15 protein-coding genes are annotated in these 16400 nt (G+C 71.3%); 5 read left to right on the top strand and 10 right to left on the bottom strand.

Going from position 1 to position 16400, the window contains the following annotated elements; genetic code table 11:
- Positions 1-31 precede the first annotated feature (31 nt).
- From ACLIRP_RS05190 to ACLIRP_RS05175, 4 genes are all read right to left on the bottom strand, one after another.
- Entirely contained in the window at positions 32-439 is a 408-nt protein-coding gene (locus ACLIRP_RS05190; RefSeq protein ID WP_412062898.1) for a hypothetical protein, read from the bottom strand.
- Positions 440-611: 172 nt separating this feature from the next.
- Complete coding sequence (gene ggt, locus ACLIRP_RS05185; protein WP_412062897.1) at positions 612-2351, bottom strand: gamma-glutamyltransferase; 1740 nt, start codon at positions 2349-2351, stop codon at positions 612-614.
- Positions 2352-2773: 422 nt separating this feature from the next.
- The gene (locus ACLIRP_RS05180) at positions 2774-4243 is read right to left on the bottom strand and encodes a serine hydrolase (protein WP_412062896.1); all 1470 of its coding nucleotides are present in this window, start codon (positions 4241-4243) and stop codon (positions 2774-2776) included.
- Between the two features lie 187 nt (positions 4244-4430).
- A complete protein-coding gene (locus ACLIRP_RS05175; protein ID WP_412062895.1) occupies positions 4431-5057 on the bottom strand; it encodes a hypothetical protein in 627 nt (208 codons plus the stop codon).
- Between the two features lie 280 nt (positions 5058-5337).
- On the opposite strand from ACLIRP_RS05175, the gene ACLIRP_RS05170 reads away from it, so the two are divergent.
- Positions 5338-6486 (top strand): IS481 family transposase, encoded by a 1149-nt coding sequence (locus ACLIRP_RS05170; protein ID WP_412062894.1) that lies wholly within the window; start codon positions 5338-5340, stop codon positions 6484-6486.
- A 60-nt stretch (positions 6487-6546) separates the two neighbouring features.
- On the opposite strand, the gene ACLIRP_RS05165 is transcribed toward ACLIRP_RS05170, so the two are convergent.
- Positions 6547-7095, bottom strand: a complete 549-nt coding sequence (locus ACLIRP_RS05165; protein WP_412062893.1) for a hypothetical protein — start codon at positions 7093-7095, stop codon at positions 6547-6549.
- A 1028-nt stretch (positions 7096-8123) separates the two neighbouring features.
- On the opposite strand from ACLIRP_RS05165, the gene ACLIRP_RS05160 reads away from it, so the two are divergent.
- The 4 genes from ACLIRP_RS05160 (at position 8124) to ACLIRP_RS05145 (ending at position 12044) form a co-directional block, all read left to right on the top strand.
- Entirely contained in the window at positions 8124-8765 is a 642-nt protein-coding gene (locus tag ACLIRP_RS05160; RefSeq protein ID WP_412062892.1) for a hypothetical protein, read from the top strand.
- Positions 8766-8987: 222 nt separating this feature from the next.
- Entirely contained in the window at positions 8988-9491 is a 504-nt protein-coding gene (locus tag ACLIRP_RS05155; protein WP_412062891.1) for a hypothetical protein, read from the top strand.
- 54 nt (positions 9492-9545) lie between these two features.
- Complete coding sequence (locus ACLIRP_RS05150) at positions 9546-11258, top strand: M20/M25/M40 family metallo-hydrolase (RefSeq protein ID WP_412062890.1); 1713 nt, start codon at positions 9546-9548, stop codon at positions 11256-11258.
- Between the two features lie 216 nt (positions 11259-11474).
- The gene (locus ACLIRP_RS05145; protein WP_412062889.1) at positions 11475-12044 is read left to right on the top strand and encodes a hypothetical protein; all 570 of its coding nucleotides are present in this window, start codon (positions 11475-11477) and stop codon (positions 12042-12044) included.
- On the opposite strand, the gene ACLIRP_RS05140 is transcribed toward ACLIRP_RS05145, so the two are convergent.
- The 5 genes from ACLIRP_RS05140 to ACLIRP_RS05120 are packed head-to-tail and all read right to left on the bottom strand — an operon-like array spanning position 12041 to position 16333.
- A complete protein-coding gene (locus tag ACLIRP_RS05140) occupies positions 12041-12850 on the bottom strand; it encodes a DUF547 domain-containing protein (protein ID WP_412062888.1) in 810 nt (269 codons plus the stop codon). The genes ACLIRP_RS05145 and ACLIRP_RS05140 overlap by 4 nt on opposite strands.
- Before the next feature lie 30 nt (positions 12851-12880).
- A complete protein-coding gene (locus tag ACLIRP_RS05135; RefSeq protein WP_412062887.1) occupies positions 12881-13618 on the bottom strand; it encodes a DUF1573 domain-containing protein in 738 nt (245 codons plus the stop codon).
- Positions 13619-13635: 17 nt separating this feature from the next.
- On the bottom strand, positions 13636-15240 hold the full coding sequence (locus ACLIRP_RS05130; protein ID WP_412062886.1) for a hypothetical protein: 1605 nt from the start codon (positions 15238-15240) through the stop codon (positions 13636-13638).
- A gap of 1 nt (position 15241) precedes the next feature.
- Positions 15242-15808, bottom strand: coding sequence for a hypothetical protein (locus tag ACLIRP_RS05125; RefSeq protein ID WP_412062885.1), 567 nt, complete (start codon positions 15806-15808; stop codon positions 15242-15244).
- Positions 15809-15811: 3 nt separating this feature from the next.
- Positions 15812-16333 carry a hypothetical protein gene (locus tag ACLIRP_RS05120; RefSeq protein ID WP_412062884.1) on the bottom strand — a complete coding sequence of 174 codons (522 nt, stop codon included), beginning with the start codon at positions 16331-16333 and terminating at the stop codon, positions 15812-15814.
- Between the last annotated feature and the right edge of the window lie 67 nt (positions 16334-16400).

Here is a 16400-nt window from a genome sequence, read left to right as displayed (position 1 = left end):
CCCGCGCCTAGAGTCAGCCTGCAGCGGCGAGTCAGGCCTCCTCAGCACCGCGCCCCCACGCACCGACCCGGTATACCACCTCCGACCCGAGCAACAGCGACGTCGAGAGCACGACCGCACCCACCAGAGCCACCAGCCAAATCTCCAGGACGCTCTCCGCGAACATCCCGCCTGCGAGCCAGAGCGCACACGCCGCCCCTGTTACGACCGCGCCGACGCCGAGCGCCGACCGGGGCTTCGACGCCCTCCCTGCGGCGAACGAGGCGATGGCGAAGTAGAGGAGGCAGACCGCCCCGAGACTGGGGAGGAGACGACCGAAGGACCTCAAGTGCCTGGGGGTGTCGCCCGGCTCCACGACGAGGGCGACGACCGCCAGTGCCATGTAGAGCACGGCGAGCGCGACGGCCGTTCCGGCCACGATGGCGCCGAGCGTTCGCATGGGGAATGGAGGCGGTGGCAAGAGTCGTAGCCGTTGGCCGCTCAGCCGCATGGGGCAACGACCGAGACGGTAGAACGAGGCATAGAATACGACGGCGGTCGGACGGGCCGGGGACGCTGAAGCCCCACGTCGGCCTGTAGTGGCGGGTTCTGCGGCCCGACGTTCTGGCGCTCTAGTGGGCCGCTGCCACGCCGTCCCTCCGTGAGTCCGAGCCCGCGACGTACCCTCTGGGGTTCCGCATGACCGCCTGGCCGCCGCCGAACACGAGGCCCCGGTTCGTGCCCAGGAAGATCGTCTGCGCCGTCGCTCCCAGGGGGTTCTGGGGTTCGTGCCCCATGGACCGGAGTTCGCTCACGACCTCCTCAGGGATCGACGACTCGAAGCTGACCCGGTTCTTCCGCCAGTGGCGAAAGCGGGGGGCGTCGAGGGCCTGCTGCACGTCCATGCCGAAGAGGACGATGTTCAGCAAGACCTGCACGTGCGCCTGCGGCTGCTGGGGCCCCCCGACGATGCCGTAGCTGAGCCACGGCTCCTGCTCGCCGTCGGCGCCGGCCCGTGTCACGAACCCCGGGATGATGGTGTGGAACGGGCGCCGCCCGGGAGCGACGGTGTTCGCCCGGCCCTCCTCGTACGAGAGCCCGACGCCCCGATTCTGAAGCGCGAACCCCGTCCCCGGAACGACCACCCCCGACCCGAACCCCCCGGCCAGGCTCTGGATAAAGGAGATCATGTTCCCCTCGGCGTCGGCCACCGTGAGGTACGTCGTCTCGCTCGTCGTCAGGGAGGTGTCGGGGTCCGCGCGTGGTAGGGCACGGTCGGGGTCGATGAGTGCCCGGCGCTGAGTGATGAAGCCGTCCGCGAGGAGCTGCTCGGGCGTGGCCGCCATGTGCTCCGGGTCGCCGACGAAGTGCTCGAGGTCCGCGTAGGCCAGCTTCTTCGCCTCGATGAGGTGGTGCAGGTAGGCGGCCGAGTTGTGGCCCATGGCGGCGAGGTCGACGGGCTCCAGGATGCGGAGCATCTCGAGCGCGGCGATCCCCTGGCCGTTGGGGGGGAGCTCCCAGAGCCGGTATTCCTTGTACGGGACCGAAAGAGGCTCGACCCATTCGGCCGTGTGACGTCCGAAGTCGTCCGGCGTCAGGAATCCGCCGAGCCCTTCCACGTGCGTAGCGATGCGCTCGCCTAGGTCTCCCCCGTAAAGCACCTCAGGCCCCTCGCGCGCGATCGTGCGCAGTGTAGCGGCGAAGTCGGGGTTGGAGAACCACTCGCCCACGGCGGGGGCGCGCTCCCCGTCCACGAGGAACGTCGCGCGAGCTCCGGGGTCCTTCGTCAGCAGGCTCGTGAAGATGGCCCACTCCGCGGCCGTGACGTCGGACACGGGGAAGCCGTCCTCGGCCAGCGCGATGGCCGGTGCCAGCGCCTCCGCGAGTGTGATCGTGCCGTGTTGCTCCAGCAGCGCCGCCCACCCGGACAGAGCCCCCGGGACCGTGACCGTCTCGGCGCCGTCGCTCGGCACCGTCCCGAGGTGGGCCAGCGCCTCACGGGTCATCAGCGACCCCGACCGGCCGCTCGCGTTGAGGCCCACGAGCCGCCCCTCCTCCGCCGACCAGAGCATGGCGAACAGGTCGCCGCCCACCCCGGTCATGTACGGCTCGACCACGCTCAGCACGGCGGCGGTCGTGACGGCGGCGTCGACCGCGTTCCCCCCCCGCTGGAGCACCGCCAGCCCGGCCTGGCTCGCGAGGGGCTGGCTCGAGGCGACCACCCCGTGGGGCGCATAGACCGCGCGTGGCGGCGAGGCCTCGACGGGCGGCCCGAGGGCGGAGCGAAAGCTGAGGCCGGCCGCGGCGGCCGCGATCACGACGACGAACAGGACGGCGAACGTCCACACCAGAAATCGCTTCGCGCTCTTCAATACGACGTGCCTCTTGCGGGTGGGTGATCAGAGAGGCGCGTCCCTACGAGGCCACCTGGGGCAGGTTACGCCGCCCACATCCCTAGCCGCAGAACAGTGGACCGCTTGCTCTGTTGAGAAGCTCTCGGTCAACGTCATCCCGAGCGTGCGAGGGATCTCAACGCGAGGCTCGATGCCTGTAGAACCGCCTGTCGAAGGCTCGGGCGATGGCGCCGAGATCCTTGGCTACGCCGACGCTTCGCGTTCGCGTCGCTCAGGATGACTGCGTGGGGAGCTTCTCAACAGAGCAAGGGCGGCTCAGCCGCAAAGGTCAACAACCGCGAACGGTGGAACGAGCAACGTAGACCCCGCCGCCCGGACGAAGAAAGAACGCTGACGCCCTTGGTCGGCCTGCTGCGGCGGGTTCTGCGGCGAAGCAAGACCTACTCGACTCCGAGCCGGTCCAGCGCCGCCCTTGCACTCGCGTATTGAGGATCGAGTCTCAGCGCCTCCTGGTAACTCGCAATGGCGCGCTCCCGGTCGCCAGCTGCCAGGTAGGCCTCTCCGAGGCTGTCGTGTGTATTCGCCGACTCGGGATAGACATCGGCGTTCAACTCGAAGAGTCGGAGGGCGGTCTCCACCTCGCCGCCACTGAGGTAGGCGTATCCGAGTCGGTTGAGTTGGGCCTCCGCAAAGTCGTACCCCTCCGGGTCTTGGATGCGTAGCGCACGGTAGCGAACCACGGCCGCCCCGACGTCCTCGGCGACGATCACATCAGCTAGAACCGTGGCGATGGGCTGCCTCGGACGCTCAACGGGCAGGTCGTAGAAGACGCGCATGAGGGCGGTTGCCACGGCTCCAACATCGCCCCCTGCATTGGCGTTGTCCAGCACGACGACGGTCACACGATCCTCTGGCGCGTAGCGGAGTTCGGAGCGGAACGCGCCGAAGCCGCCGTTGTGACCGACGACCCGGACGGTGTCGGTGTCGAGCGCGAGGGGGATCGAGTAAATCCCGTAGCCGTACCCATACCGCGTCCCCTCGAACGACGTCAGCATCGTCTCCAGCGTCTCGGGCTGGCGGAACACCTGGCCCCCGTGGAGCGCTCGGGTCCAACGGAAGAGATCGCCGACGGTCGAGTACATCATCCCGGCCGCGTAGGGCACGCTCGGGTTGTCATACGACTCGGGGGCGAAGCCGCCCGCGACCCGGACGTACCCGCGTGCCGCCCCCTCGACCACACGGGCACGGGCGTCGTCCGCCGTCCCCGATCCGTCCAAACCGAGCGGGCCGAGGAGCCGCTCGCTGAGGGCGCGCGAGTAGGACTGACCCGTCACGTGCTCGACGAGGACGCCGAGGACGAAGTAGTTCGAGTTGCTGTAGCGAAATCGGCTTCCTGGCTCGAACTCCAGGGGGAGGCGTGAGAACACCGTAATGAACGAGTCAGCCACAAATGGGTCGCGCCTGATGCTGTCCCATTCCGGGAGGCCCGTGTAGTTCGGGATGCCCGCGGTGTGTGTGAGGAGGTGGCGGACCGTGACCCGGTCTCCTTGGTCTGCTGGGTATTCAGGGAGGTACGCCCTAACGGGGGTGTCGAGGTCAACGAGACCCTCCTCGGCAAGTTGGAGAACGAGGGCGGACGTGAACTGCTTCGTGACCGAGGCAATTCGAAACCTTGTCTCGGGCGTGTTCGGGATCTGCCAGGACATATCAGCCTCGCCGAATCCGGCCGCGTAGAGCACGCTATCCCCCTCGGCGACGAGGACCGCCCCATTGAAAAGCCCTGTGTCGTGGTAAGAGGTAAGGAGCGCGTCGGCTCGCTCGGCAAGGTCCTGCGCCTCCACCGTGGCAGCGGCGCAGAAGGAGACCCCGGCCATGCAGAGGATGAACAGGTTTGAGCAGGAGTCACGCATGATCATCACGGTAGATAGCGATCAAGCTGGTAGAGCCGCAGAACAGTCGACCGCTCAGCCGCCGAGTGGTGAGGGCAGAGCGTTGGGACGAAGCTATAACTGCGCGGGCGATCGGACGAGCCGAGAACGCTGGCCCTCTCGGTCGGCCTGCAGCGGTGGGTTTCACGGCGCCGAGCACCGTGAGTCGTCAAGACAGCCAGCCGACCAGAGCACTGATACCGCCTATGAGTCCAATTACTGCTGCTAGAAACTCAATGACCTGCTTAGCGACGGCTGCGCTCCCAAGCACAGCGGAGTCCGTGACTAGGCGTGCCGCGCCTACGCCAGGGCGAGGGGGCGGCGTGACCAGGGTAGCTCGGCCCCCGGAGTCCGCGAAGTCGGCATCCTCAGGGACTGGCTCCGACTGCTCTACGAACAGCCGAAGTCGAAACGAGAGAAGGCCCGCGTCTACCAACGCCACGATGGTTTCACCTGCCCCCTCGCCGACTCGTATAGGGGCTCGCATCTCAATCTTATTACCCAACCCGCCCCGTGCCACCAGGCCCTCATCTAGGTACATGCGCTCGGCTAAGACGGCGCTGTTCTCGAACCGAATCCGGTGTCCCTTGTAGTCGATCTCCCACCGCTGGCGGATGCTCGCCGTCAGAGCGAGGAGCGCGAATGCAGACAGGAGCGCGGCCCATGCAGCTACGGTGGGGCCGGTGTCGGTGACGAGTATGACCATACCAACTGCTCCCAGTGCAGACGCGACAGCGGCGGACGCCTGCTGCGTCAACCTCGTCTCTCGGTCGGTGACATCGATGAGCTGTCTCATGTCGGCACTGCTTGGAAGAGCCAAGTTAACCGGACGACTGCACGCGCATTCAACGCCGTGTAACAGTGGACCGCTCAGCCGCCCCAAGCTGAGGCCTGGCGGGTGGAGCGGAGCACAGAATACGCCGACGGCTGGCGGAACCGAGAGTGCTGGCGCTTGGGTCGGCCTGCAGCGGTGGGTTATGCCGCCTATGTGTATGGACCGGCCACATGGGTAACACTTCGGACCGGGCACATGGGTGACAGCCACGTTCACCCTGGCATGGCCTTCCCCCACCGCCGTGCCCTGGACCGACACCCGACCCATGACCGAGCGCTCCCGCTTCGTCGCCCTCCACGCCGAGGGCCTCTACTCCATGACCGAGCTGTGCGAGCGGTTCGGTGTCAGCCGCAAGACCGGCTACAAGTGGCTCGGCCGCTACCGCGACGGCGGCCTCGGCGCGCTCGACGACCGGCCCCGCGTCCGCCACGGCCAGCACGCCAAGACGGACCCACAGGTCGAGGCCCTCATCGCCGCCGCCCGGCGGAAGCACCCGACCTGGGGACCGCGCAAGCTCGTCCCCTGGCTCGCCAAGCGGCACCCCGACGTGGCGCTCCCCGCGGCCTCGACCGTCGGAGCCATCCTGAAGCGGCACGGACTGGTCGAGCCTCGTCGGCGGCGGCGGGTCGCCGCCCACCCTGGAGCCCGCCCGCTCGTCGCCGACGCGCCGGGCGACGTCTGGACGGCCGACTACAAGGGCCAGTTCAAGACCGGCGACGGCGTCTACTGCTACCCGCTCACGGTCTGCGACGCGCACAGCCGGTATGTCCTGGCCTGCGACGGCCACGGGTCCGTCGAGCAGTACGGCGCGCTTACGGCCTTCGACCGGCTCTTCCGCGAGCACGGGCTCCCCCGCTCGATCCGGACTGACAACGGCGTCCCGTTCGCCACCCAGGCCATCTGCGGGCTGAGCCGGCTGAGCGTGTGGTGGATCAAGCTCGGCATCACGCCCGACCGGATCGAGCCGGGGCGCCCACAGCAGAACGGCCGGCACGAGCGGGTCCACCGGACGCTGAAGGCGGAGTGCGCTCGCCCGCCCGAGGCCGACATGGTGGCGCAGCAGCGGCGGTTCGACGCGTGGCGGGCCGAGTTCAACGACGAGCGACCCCACGACGCGCTCGCCGGCGACGTCCCCGCCGACCACTACGCGCCGTCGCCGCGCCCGATGCCAGAGCGCCCGCCGGACCCGGAGTACCCCGGTCACTTCGAGGTCCGACAGGTCTCGCGGTGCGGCACCTTCAAGCTCAAAGGTCGTCAGCGCTTCCTGAGCCAAGCGCTGGCCGGGGAGACGATCGGCTTCGAGGAGGTCGCCGACGGGGTCTGGGCGCTGCTCTTCTACGAGGTCGAACTCGGGCGCTTCGACGAGCGCGACTACCAGCTCAAGACCTAGACTGCCCCCGACCGTGTTACCCATGTGGCCGGTCTGATCTGTTACCCATGTGACCGGCCGCTACAATGCAACGCCGTTGAAGGCAAGCATTGAAAAGAGACGGCGCTCCGGGTCGTACAGGGCGCCCCAGTACGATGAACCACCATCGCAAACGATGAACGGTTCTGCAGTCCAGTCTGGAAGCGCTACAAGATCTGACGGCCAGTTTTCAAACTCCGTTACGGGGAAGGCATTGACGTAAATCATGGGGCGACCTCCGCTCACAACGCCCACGTACTGGCGAAAGAAAGCATTGACGTCGTCAACTTCCATCCCCCCGAAGCAGCACTCGTCGCTCTCCAGCCGATGTACTTGCTCAAGATCTGCTTCCAACTGCGCGACATCCTGAGGAGTCGGCGTCCACCCACCCTCAATCGTCGGCGCGGCTCTCGAACACTGCTGGACCGCCGCCTCGGCCTGTTCCTCATTCAGTAAAACGGATCGATCGGGGACAACCGTGAAAGGTTGTGTGCTGGCACAGCCTGTCCCCACCGTGATCAAAATGGCGGCGATCAGAAGACGATTCGTGTGAGGCGGCATAACCACTACTTCTGCGGCGGGGAGAGTCACCATATGGGGTGACCCGTAGGCGAATGTAGTGACGGTCTCTCGATCTAGTGACTCGGCAAGCGGACCATCCGATCCACGAGTCCCAGCCGCCTCACCGCCCCGGCCCGTACGCGCCACACCTTCCGGCGGGCGTCCCACGTCCCCCCCGCCCGCTTCACCCGCCGGGCCACCTCCGCCTCCCCCCACGCGGACCCCCACCACCATGTCCGACCGCGGCGTCCACGGCCCCTCGTCCACCACCAGCTCCACTGTCGTCACCCGACGCTGGCCGGCGTCATCGTACCGGTAGCGCACGCACACCAGCCGGTCGCCAAACCGCTCGACGTACCGCCGAGTCCCCCGCTGGCCGGGGCGAAGAGTCTGTCCAACACGCATCTCGACGCGGGCCGATCCCCGGCACGATACGGATCCACCCGTCTACAGAGCCCCCCAAGGGGCCAACCTGCGGACGCCCACGCTCGCGGCCCCCCTCGGCAGACGCCACCCGCCCCATCCCCAACAAAAATAAATATCGGGGCCAAGGTTATGTCTGCCCACCTCGCGGGTCTATGTAGGCGGACCCGCCCGCCGGCGCCATGCGCCACCCCGCCCAGACCGGCCCGCTAGCCCGCCAATCCGGCCTCCGGGCCGCCCCACGCGGGGCCGCCAGCTCCGTCCCCGCGCTCGCGCGCGACCGCGCCCCCCGCCCGAGGCCCCGCGGAGCCTGCACAAGCCGTCGCGGCGTCATCTCGAGGCCTCGCGATGCCTCCTCGACTCCTCGCGGAGCCTCCTCGACCCCCCGCGGTGCCGCCTCAACCCGCCGCGCTGTCAGGTCGAGATGCCGCGGAGCCTCCTCGAGACCCCGCGGCGTCTCCTCGACCTGCCGCAGTGTCGGGTCAACCCGCAGAAATGCCCTCTCGACCGCCGTCGGCGCCCCCACCACCTGCCGATGCGCCGCCACGGCCCGCGCCCCACCCTCGCCGGCCTGCGTCCCCGCCCATGTCCCCGACGTCCCCCCTCTCACGCCCCGCCGACCTCGGCACCGATCCATGACCCGCTACCTCGCCAACCGCCTCGTCATGCTCCGCAACGTCGTCCAGCACTTCGACGAGCACCCCACCCTCTGGGCCGACCTCCCCCTCATCGTCGCCGAAGTCGACACCGTCCGCGCCGCCCGCGACACCATCGAGCGCCCCGCCACCGCCCAGGCCGGCGCCGACACGACGGGCCTCACCGACGAGCGCGACAAGGTCCGCGACGACGCCGTCGACCGCCTCACCGCACTCAGCGAGAAGGTCCGCCCCTACGCCCGCACGTCTGGCAACGGCGACCTCCTCAAGGCCCTCTCCCACGCCCCCTCCACCTGGGCCAAGCTCGCCATCGACACCTTCGCCGCCGACGCCCGCGACGCCCTCAACGGCATCGAGGCCGTCCTCCCCGACCTCACCCCCTACCAGGTCACCGCCGAGGAGATCGCCGCCGCCCGCACCGCCGTCGCCGACGTCCCCCGCCTCACCAGCGAGCGCGACACCACCGGCTTCGAGGGCGAAGTCGCCACCGACGAGCTCGACGACGCCTACCCCGCCGTCCGCCCCGCCCTGCTCAACCTCGACGACCTCGTCCCCGCCCAGATCCCCGACCCCGCCTTCGTCGCCCAGTACCGCGAAGCCCGCCAGATCCCCGGCGACTGAGCCCCAAAGGTCCATCTGCGCCCTCCTCCGACAACCCATCCCCGAATGGGAAGGGCCGGGGGAGGCCGGCCGCCGAAGCCCAGCCTACGGATGGCTCGCTCCCTGCATCGTTCTTCAGCGCCCACGGAATACCCAACATCGACCACCCACGTAGCAGCGGAGGGTGCATCCGAATTATGTTTCGGATTGACGCCACCCTATCCCACCCACGCTCACGTCGTCATGATCCGCCTCGCCTTTGTCCTCGCCGCGGCCCTCGCGCTCGGCACGGCCGCTTCCGCCCAGCCCACCCCTCTCCGTACCGCCGTGTTCGCCGAGGCGTGGGGTCCCACCGGCGCCTACACCCTCGGCGTCGCTCGCGACATGGCCCGCCTCGGCGCCTCCTCCGTCGTGGGCGTCCGCGTCGGCGCGTCGCACGACCCCAACCAGATCGCCGGGGTCGACGGCAGCCGGAGCGTCCTGCTGGCGGGCGTCGCCGGCGTGGTGCCCGTCGCCAGGCTCGGGCGCGTCGGGCTGGCCCTCGACGGCGAGGTCGGCGGCGCGCTCGCGCGGCGCTCCGGCGTGCTCCTCACGCACGGCGAGTCCGGGACCTGGATCGCCGTGCCCTACGGGTCGGCCGCCGTGCGGGCCGGGCTGGGCCGCGCCCACCTCCGCGTGGGCGCGGCGCTCACCGACCTGACCCTGGTCCACGTCCAGCCGCTCGTCGGCGTCGGCGTCGCGTTGTAGGCGAAGGGGGGGCCGTCGGGCGCCGTAGACTTGAGCCCCCTCCCCTCCCGCCCCATGTCCCCGCTCTCGCCCCGGCACCTCGCCCTGGTCGCCGCCCTCGCCCTCGCCGCCTGCGCCGACGCCCCCGCCACCGACGCCCCCGCGCCGTTCGACGCCACCGCGGCCCCCGCGCCCCCCAACGCCGCCCTCGCCGCCATCGACTCGACCGACTTGCGCGCCCACGTCGCCGAGCTCGCCTCCGACGCCTACGGCGGCCGCGGCACTGGCACCGAGGGCGAGCAGATGACGGTCGACTACCTCGTCGCCCAGTTCCAGGCCATCGGTCTCGAGGGCGGCATGCCCGACGGCTCCTGGACCCAGGACGTCCCCTTGCGCAGCGTCCGGGTCACCGAGGCCACCCCCCTCACGTTCCGCCCCGACAGCGGCGAGCCGGCCAGCTTCACCTTCGTCGACGACGCCGCCCTCACAACGGACACCGACGCGGGCGACATCACGCTCGACGGCGCCGACCTCGTCTTCGTTGGCTACGGCATCACCGCGCCCGGCTACGACTGGGACGACTACGGCGACCTCGACGTGACCGGCAAGGTCCTCGTCTCCTTCGTCAACGACCCGCCCGCGACCGCCGAGGAGCCCACCCTCTTCCAGGCCGACACGCTTACCTACAACGGCCGCTGGACCTACAAGTACGAGGAGGCCCGCCGCCGCGGCGCGCGCGGGATGCTCCTCATCCACACCGACGAGATGGCCGGCTACCCGTTCGCCGTCATCGCCTCCGACGCCTTCGGCGCCCACCCCTCCGGCGCCGACGTGCCCGAGGGCGCGCTCGAGGTCCGGGGCTGGATCTCCGAATCCGCCGGCCGCGCGCTCGCCGAGATGACCGGCTCCTCGCTCGAAGAGTGGCGCTCGCTCGCCGCCCGGCGCGACTTCGCGCCCATCGAGCTCCCCGTCGTCGCGGACGTGACCATGTCGGTCGAGCAGACCGCCGACCTCGTCGGCCAGAACGTCGTCGCCAAGCTCACCGGGCGCGGGCTCGCCGAGCAGGCCGTCGTCTTCGGCGCCCACCACGACCACCTCGGCACCGACGAGCAGAAGGTGGCCGCCGGCGAAGACGGCATCTACAACGGCGCCATCGACAACGCCTCCGGCGTCGCCATGATGCTCGAGATCGCCCAGGCCTTCACCGCCCTCCCCGAGCGCCCCCAGCGGTCGGTCTACTTCGTCACCTTCACCGCCGAGGAAGCGGGCCTGCTCGGCTCGGCCTACTTCGCCGCCAACCCGCCCATCCCGCTCCGCCAGATGGTCGCGAACGTCAACGTCGACAGCGGCAACCTCTTCGGCGAGACCGACGACATTGTCGGGATCGGGTCCGAGCGGAGCGACCTGCGCGCGCTCTTGGTCGAGACCGCCCGCGCCGAGGGCATGACCGTCACCGCCGACGCGGCCCCCAACCAGGGCCTGTTCTTCCGGTCCGACCAGCTCGCGTTCGCGCGCGGCGGCGTCCCGGCCGTCTTCATCAACACCGGCGACAGCTACCGGGGCCGCCCCGCCGACTACGGCGCGACCGTCCGCGACGCGTACCGCGCCGACCGCTACCACCAGCCCGGCGACGAGCTCACCGACGACCTGTCGTTCGGCGGCATCGTCCAGCAGACGCGCGTGGCCTTCCGCCTGGGCTACGCCCTCGCCGCCTCCGAGCTGACGCCCGAGTGGCGCGCCTCCGAGGCCTTCGCCGAGACCCGCGCCGCCTCCCGCGCCGCCCAGTAGCCGGCCCGCACCGCCCCCACTGGCCGTCGCCCGACGGCTGGCGCCAGCCCCTCGGCTCGCGCCAGCCTCCCTACGACGTCCCCTCTCCCCTCGGGAGAGGGACAGGGTGAGGGTCTTCTCCCATGGGGGCGCCCTGTGCGACAGAACCTCGCAAGCCCGGCCCCGCGCAACTCGCCAGCCCGTACACGTACGCCCGCCACCTGTCTCCCAACCCCGATGCGCCCCCTCCTTTTCCTCGCCGCCCTCGCCCTCGCCGCCTGCGGCGACGCCGCCGACTCCGACGACGACAGCCTGCCCCGCTCCAGCGGGGACACCGCCCGCGAGGCCGTCGACCAGGCCCGCGCCGACGCGGGCGCCTCCATCGACGGCATCGAGCTCTCCGCCGACCTCCCCGGCACGCCCGTCGACGAGGTCACCACCCGCGACGGCGCCATCGCGATCGGCATCACCGACGCCGTCCTCTACTCGCGCCTCACGCCCAGCCTCCAGCGCGAGATCGCCGACGAGATGGACGACGAGATCGGCGACGAGGAGGGCTTCGGCGCCGACCTCGCGCGCACCATCACCGGCGCCGTCGCTGAGGGTCTACGCACCGCCGTCAGCGTCCCCCTCGCCGACGTCCGCGACGTGCGCGTCGACGGCGGGCGGCTGGTGATCGAGATGGCCGACGGCGAGCCCTCCCCGTTCGCGTCCGCCAAGACCGACGGCCGCCCCCTCCTCGAGAGCGTCGACGCCGACGCGGCCGAGCGGCTCGCGGAGGCCTTCGACAAGGCGACCGGCCGCTAGCGGGCCCGGTTCACCGTCCAGTCGTAGGCGAACCGGACGCGGCGATCCGCCCGGAGCTGCTCCGCCGTCTTCCCCGCCAGCCACTCCCGAGCGGCCGTCGCGCGAGCTGCAGGCATCGCTGCCAGCAGGGCGTCCCCGAGCCGGCGGCCATCCGCGAAGTCGGCGGCGAACCAGTCGAAGAGCGACGACAGGACGAGGGTGCCGCCGTCGCCACGCGCGGCCCGCGGCGAGGCCATGAACGCCGCGAACGGCCGGTCCAGGTCGGCGTCGAGCGTGGCCGCCCGGTACGCGCGGCGCGCGAGCGGCGGGCACGAGACGGCCCCGCAGTTCAGCGCGGCGTGGATGCGGACGTCGAGGCGGCTCGGGCGCAGGGCGAGCAGGGCGCGCGGCACGGCGCGGCCGTCCACGGTGCCCTGCCGGCGCAGGACGCCGTGCTCCAGCTGGTTCAGCGTCATCGCCAGCCCGGCGACGCGGACCGGCGTCTCGAACAGCTCGTCGAACAACCCCTCCCGCTCGATGTGGCGCGCAGCCGGCCGGCCTGCGAGCCCCGCCAGCACGTGCGCGTTGTAGGCGTTGACCAGGAACGCGGTCTTCTGCGCGTCCGACCGCAGCGCCCCGGGCGCCTGGGCGGCGACGGCCGCGAGCGCGGCGTCGAGGTCGCCCTTCAGCGGCCCTGCCAGCCGGGCGTAGTCGACGCGGCCGTCCGATCCCACGGCCGCGAGCGCCCGGTCGAGCGGCGCCTCGACGGCGGGCTGCGCGAGTGCGGCAGGCGCGAGGAGGACGGCGAGGCACAGGAGGCGGGTCATGCCCGCTCAACGCCGCGACGGCGCGCAGTCTTACTCGCCGGCGAGCGCGGGCGCCAGCCGAGCCTGCACCGTGACGGTGATCTCGGGCGCGTCGGGGTCCGTCGTGTGCAGCACGAGCGGGACGCGAACCGAGGCGCCGTCGGCGAACGCGGCGGGGGCGTCGACCGTCACGAACAGCCCGCCCAGCTTGTCGGGAAACACGGCGCGCGGCGGGACGACCACGTCGACACCGGCCGGCGCCTCGACGCGCTCGATGCGCACCGGCCGCTCGCCCGCGTTCGCAAACTGGACGGCGGCCTGGAACGGCTCGCCCTCGCGGACCTCGCCCACGTCGACCGTCGTCGCGCGGAACGCGAGCGCCCCGACACGCACGCCCGTCTCCCCCAGCGCGGGCCGGACGACGCCCGCGATCCGCAGCGTCACCGCCGCCGGCTCGGCGCCCTCGGCGCGCACGAACACGGTTTTCTCGAAGTCGCCGGGACGCCCCGCGGGGTCGTACGCCACCTCGACGGCGCCCGAGGCGCCCGGCGCCACCGGTTCCTGCGTCCACGACGGCGTGGTGCAGCCGCACGAGGCCTCGACGGCGACCAGCCGCAGCGGCGCGTCGCCGGCGTTCGTGAACCGGAACGTGTGGGTGACCGGCCCGCCGGTCTCGGCGAACCGGCCGAGGTCGGCCGTCGCGGCCTCGAACGCCAGCCGGCCCTGGGCGCTGGCGGGGGCGCTCAGGAGCGCGAGGAGGGCGGCGAGCGGGAGGAGGCGGCGTGTCATGTCGGGAAGCTAGCGCCCTACTCGGTCGGGACGGACCGGATGATGAGGGGCAGCTTGCGGGTCTGGTCGCGGGCGACGGAGAGCGCCCGCCCGATGCGCCCGGCGGCCTCCTCGGAGTACGAGACCGCCGCGCGGTTTTCGACCTTCACCTCGAACCGCCCGTACACGGCGGTGTCCTCGGCCGGGGTCCCGGTCCCGGTCCCCGACGTGGCGCACAACGGGTCCCCGTCGCGCAGCTCCTTGGCGTGCTCGTACGCCGAGACGGCGTAGACCAGCGTCGGGCCGTCGAAAAAGCGGACCGTGAAGGACCGGTCGCGGTTCGACCCGTCGTCCTTGACGCGTCCGGGCGAGGTGCCTCGGAGCGAGCACAGCGCGTCGAAGGAGACGCGGAACGCCGTGAGCGCGCCCATGTCGACGGCCCCGGTGAACCCGTCCTCGGTCCGCCCGGCCGCCGACGTCGCGCCCTGGGTGATGGTGTACGTCCCCGCCGAGTTGAAGGCGTTGTCGAACCGGACGGTCAGGGTCTTGTGGGCGTTCGCGGCTAGGAAGTCCTGGAACGAGGGCCCGATGTCGGGCGCGGTGAAAAAGTCGATGTAGGTGAGGTCGTAGCGGTCGTCCCACTCGTGCTGGTGGTAGCTCCGGTCGAGCGGGGCGCCGGCCCCCTCGAAGATGTCGAGGTCCATGTGGCCGCCGGGGAAGCCCTCCCCGCCGCCCGACTCGGACGTGTACTCCGCCCCGAGCAGCACGAGCGCCCCGACGATCTCGGCGTCGTCCTTGAGCTCCACCTTGCGCTTGTCGGCGGACTCGGCGCGGACCACGATGAGCCCCTCCCACCGGGCGTCCTTCTCCATCTTGAAGTCGCCGTCGACGATGAGCAGGCCGTAGCCGACGGCGCCCTCCTGGAGCGCTGCCTTGTCGGTCGCATGGACCACGACTGGCGCCAGCGGCGTGCCGACCTGGTCCTTCTTGAGGGTGTAGGTGGCCGCCGTGATCGTCGGACCGGCCGCCAGCGCGGCCTCGACGATCTCTCGGACCACGCGCGGCGTCGGGCCCGTCGACGTGGCCGGGTCCCCCGTCACGTTCGCCGTCCCCGCCCCCTTCCACTCGACGGCCACGTCGGCCGCCGAGACGCGGACCCCGGCGTTGCCGCCGGCCGGCCCGGCCTGGTGGTCGAGGGCGCCCGCGCGGCGGTCGGTGCCGTCGATGTGGCCGTTGTCCTTGAGCTCGAGCTTCACGCCCTCGGCCTGCACCGTCAGCGCGGCCCCGATCGGAAGAAGCTCCAGCACCTCGGCCGTCACGACGTGCTCCGCGGCCCCGACGTAGCCCCGCGCCTCGATGCCGACGGTGGCCTGGGCCGTGTCCGTCGTCTCCAAGGAGTACGTCCCGTGGGCGCCCGAGGCATCGAGCGGCTGGCGGTCCGCCGAGGGCCGTGCGTCGAAGTCGGCGGCGAGCGCGCCGAGGCCGACCTCGAGGCCGCTCTGGGCGGCCTGGCGGGCCAGCGTGATCTCTTGGGAGGAGGCCTGGCGGCGGGCCGACTCGGTCTGGGTGTCCGAGCCGAGCACGGCGTACGCGGAGCCGGCGACGCTGAGGCCGGCGACGATCAGCAGGAGAGCACGTCCCATGTCAGTAGGTGTAGCGGAGGGCGAGCGGGCGGACGGTCGTCGTCCAGCCCACGCGGGGGTCGGGGGTCGCCCCGGGGAGCGCGGCGGCGGAGGCGTTCTGGAAAGGCGTCAGCCGTTCGACGCGGACCTGCACCGCGACCGCCGCCGCGGGGTCCGCCGTCGGCGCGTCGGCGCCGTCGAGCAACGTCACGTCGAAGACGGTGACGCCGTGCGTCCCGCCGTGCGTGTCGCCGTCGACGGTCCGGCGCATGTCGCGCGTGCCGTCGGCGGCGGCGGGGCCCATCTCGTAGGCGATGATGGCGGGCGTCCCGAGCGTGTCGGCCAGGCCGTGGAACGCCAGCCGCGTCGGCGACGCCTCGACGATCGCCGGGGCCCCGACGGGCCGCTGCACGCCCAGGTTGTCGAGGTCGAGCGCGAGCTGCTCGGTAAACGACCGGTGGTGCGTCTGGGCCGCGAACAGGCGCGTGCCCGAGGTGGCCACGTCCGCCCGCACCCACAGCAGCGCCGCGCCGAGGAGCACGGCCCCTCCGGCGACGACGACCGACGACAAGTGATCGAACCAGTGCATGGGTCAGCGGGTGCGGAGGTCGGAGACGATGCGCTGGAGCTCGACCTCGGTGCCAGTGTCGGCGTGCGAGGTCCGGACCACGACGCGCTTCTGGCCGGTCGTGTCGGAGGTCACCGCCCACCCGCCGGCCGTCGGAGCGACGTAATGGACCGCGATCTGGGTGTCGAGCACGAGCGGCCGGTCGGCCCCCGATACCGGGTCCCCGACGAGCGTCACGGCCCGGCCGCTCAGCCTGTCGAGGTCGTCGAGGTCGCCGACGTGATGGGCCCAGGCCGAGTCCAGCACGGCCGGGATAGGGAGGTAGGCCGGGATCCCGAACGCGCCGGGCAGGGTGCGCGGGCCGTCGTTGCCGTCGAACGGCAACCGCATCGCGCGGTCGATGACGCCCGAGGCGTGCGCCCGGGCGTGGTCGGCGACGATCGTCTCGAGGCGGTCGGCCTGGGTGTCGTTCCGGTCGCCCAGCGTGCCCAGCATCAGGAACGACAGGAGCGCGAGCGCGAAGACGGCGAACAGCGTTTGGCTCATGGGGTGGCGCGGGGCTCCCGTGCGGCCCGCACACACCTGTCCAACCCGTCGGTTTGACGCGCCCGGC

The sequence above is a fragment of the Rubrivirga halophila genome (assembly GCF_046845755.1).
In the GTDB taxonomy this organism is placed as follows: domain Bacteria; phylum Bacteroidota; class Rhodothermia; order Rhodothermales; family Rubricoccaceae; genus Rubrivirga.
This window is presented reverse-complemented; position numbering and strand designations above follow the sequence as displayed.

Excerpts from the sequence above, each read along its gene's own strand:
- ACLIRP_RS05190 (WP_412062898.1), bottom strand. The coding sequence starts at position 439 with ATGCGAACGCTCGGCGCCATCGTGGCCGGAACGGCCGTCGCGCTCGCC.
- ACLIRP_RS05180 (WP_412062896.1), bottom strand. The coding sequence starts at position 4,243 with ATGCGTGACTCCTGCTCAAACCTGTTCATCCTCTGCATGGCCGGGGTC.
- ACLIRP_RS05175 (WP_412062895.1), bottom strand. The coding sequence starts at position 5,057 with ATGAGACAGCTCATCGATGTCACCGACCGAGAGACGAGGTTGACGCAG.
- ACLIRP_RS05160 (WP_412062892.1), top strand. The coding sequence starts at position 8,124 with ATGACCCGCTACCTCGCCAACCGCCTCGTCATGCTCCGCAACGTCGTC.
- ACLIRP_RS05155 (WP_412062891.1), top strand. The coding sequence starts at position 8,988 with ATGATCCGCCTCGCCTTTGTCCTCGCCGCGGCCCTCGCGCTCGGCACG.
- ACLIRP_RS05150 (WP_412062890.1), top strand. The coding sequence starts at position 9,546 with ATGTCCCCGCTCTCGCCCCGGCACCTCGCCCTGGTCGCCGCCCTCGCC.
- ACLIRP_RS05145 (WP_412062889.1), top strand. The coding sequence starts at position 11,475 with ATGCGCCCCCTCCTTTTCCTCGCCGCCCTCGCCCTCGCCGCCTGCGGC.
- ACLIRP_RS05140 (WP_412062888.1), bottom strand. The coding sequence starts at position 12,850 with ATGACCCGCCTCCTGTGCCTCGCCGTCCTCCTCGCGCCTGCCGCACTC.
- ACLIRP_RS05135 (WP_412062887.1), bottom strand. The coding sequence starts at position 13,618 with ATGACACGCCGCCTCCTCCCGCTCGCCGCCCTCCTCGCGCTCCTGAGC.
- ACLIRP_RS05130 (WP_412062886.1), bottom strand. The coding sequence starts at position 15,240 with ATGGGACGTGCTCTCCTGCTGATCGTCGCCGGCCTCAGCGTCGCCGGC.
- ACLIRP_RS05125 (WP_412062885.1), bottom strand. The coding sequence starts at position 15,808 with ATGCACTGGTTCGATCACTTGTCGTCGGTCGTCGTCGCCGGAGGGGCC.
- ACLIRP_RS05120 (WP_412062884.1), bottom strand. The coding sequence starts at position 16,333 with ATGAGCCAAACGCTGTTCGCCGTCTTCGCGCTCGCGCTCCTGTCGTTC.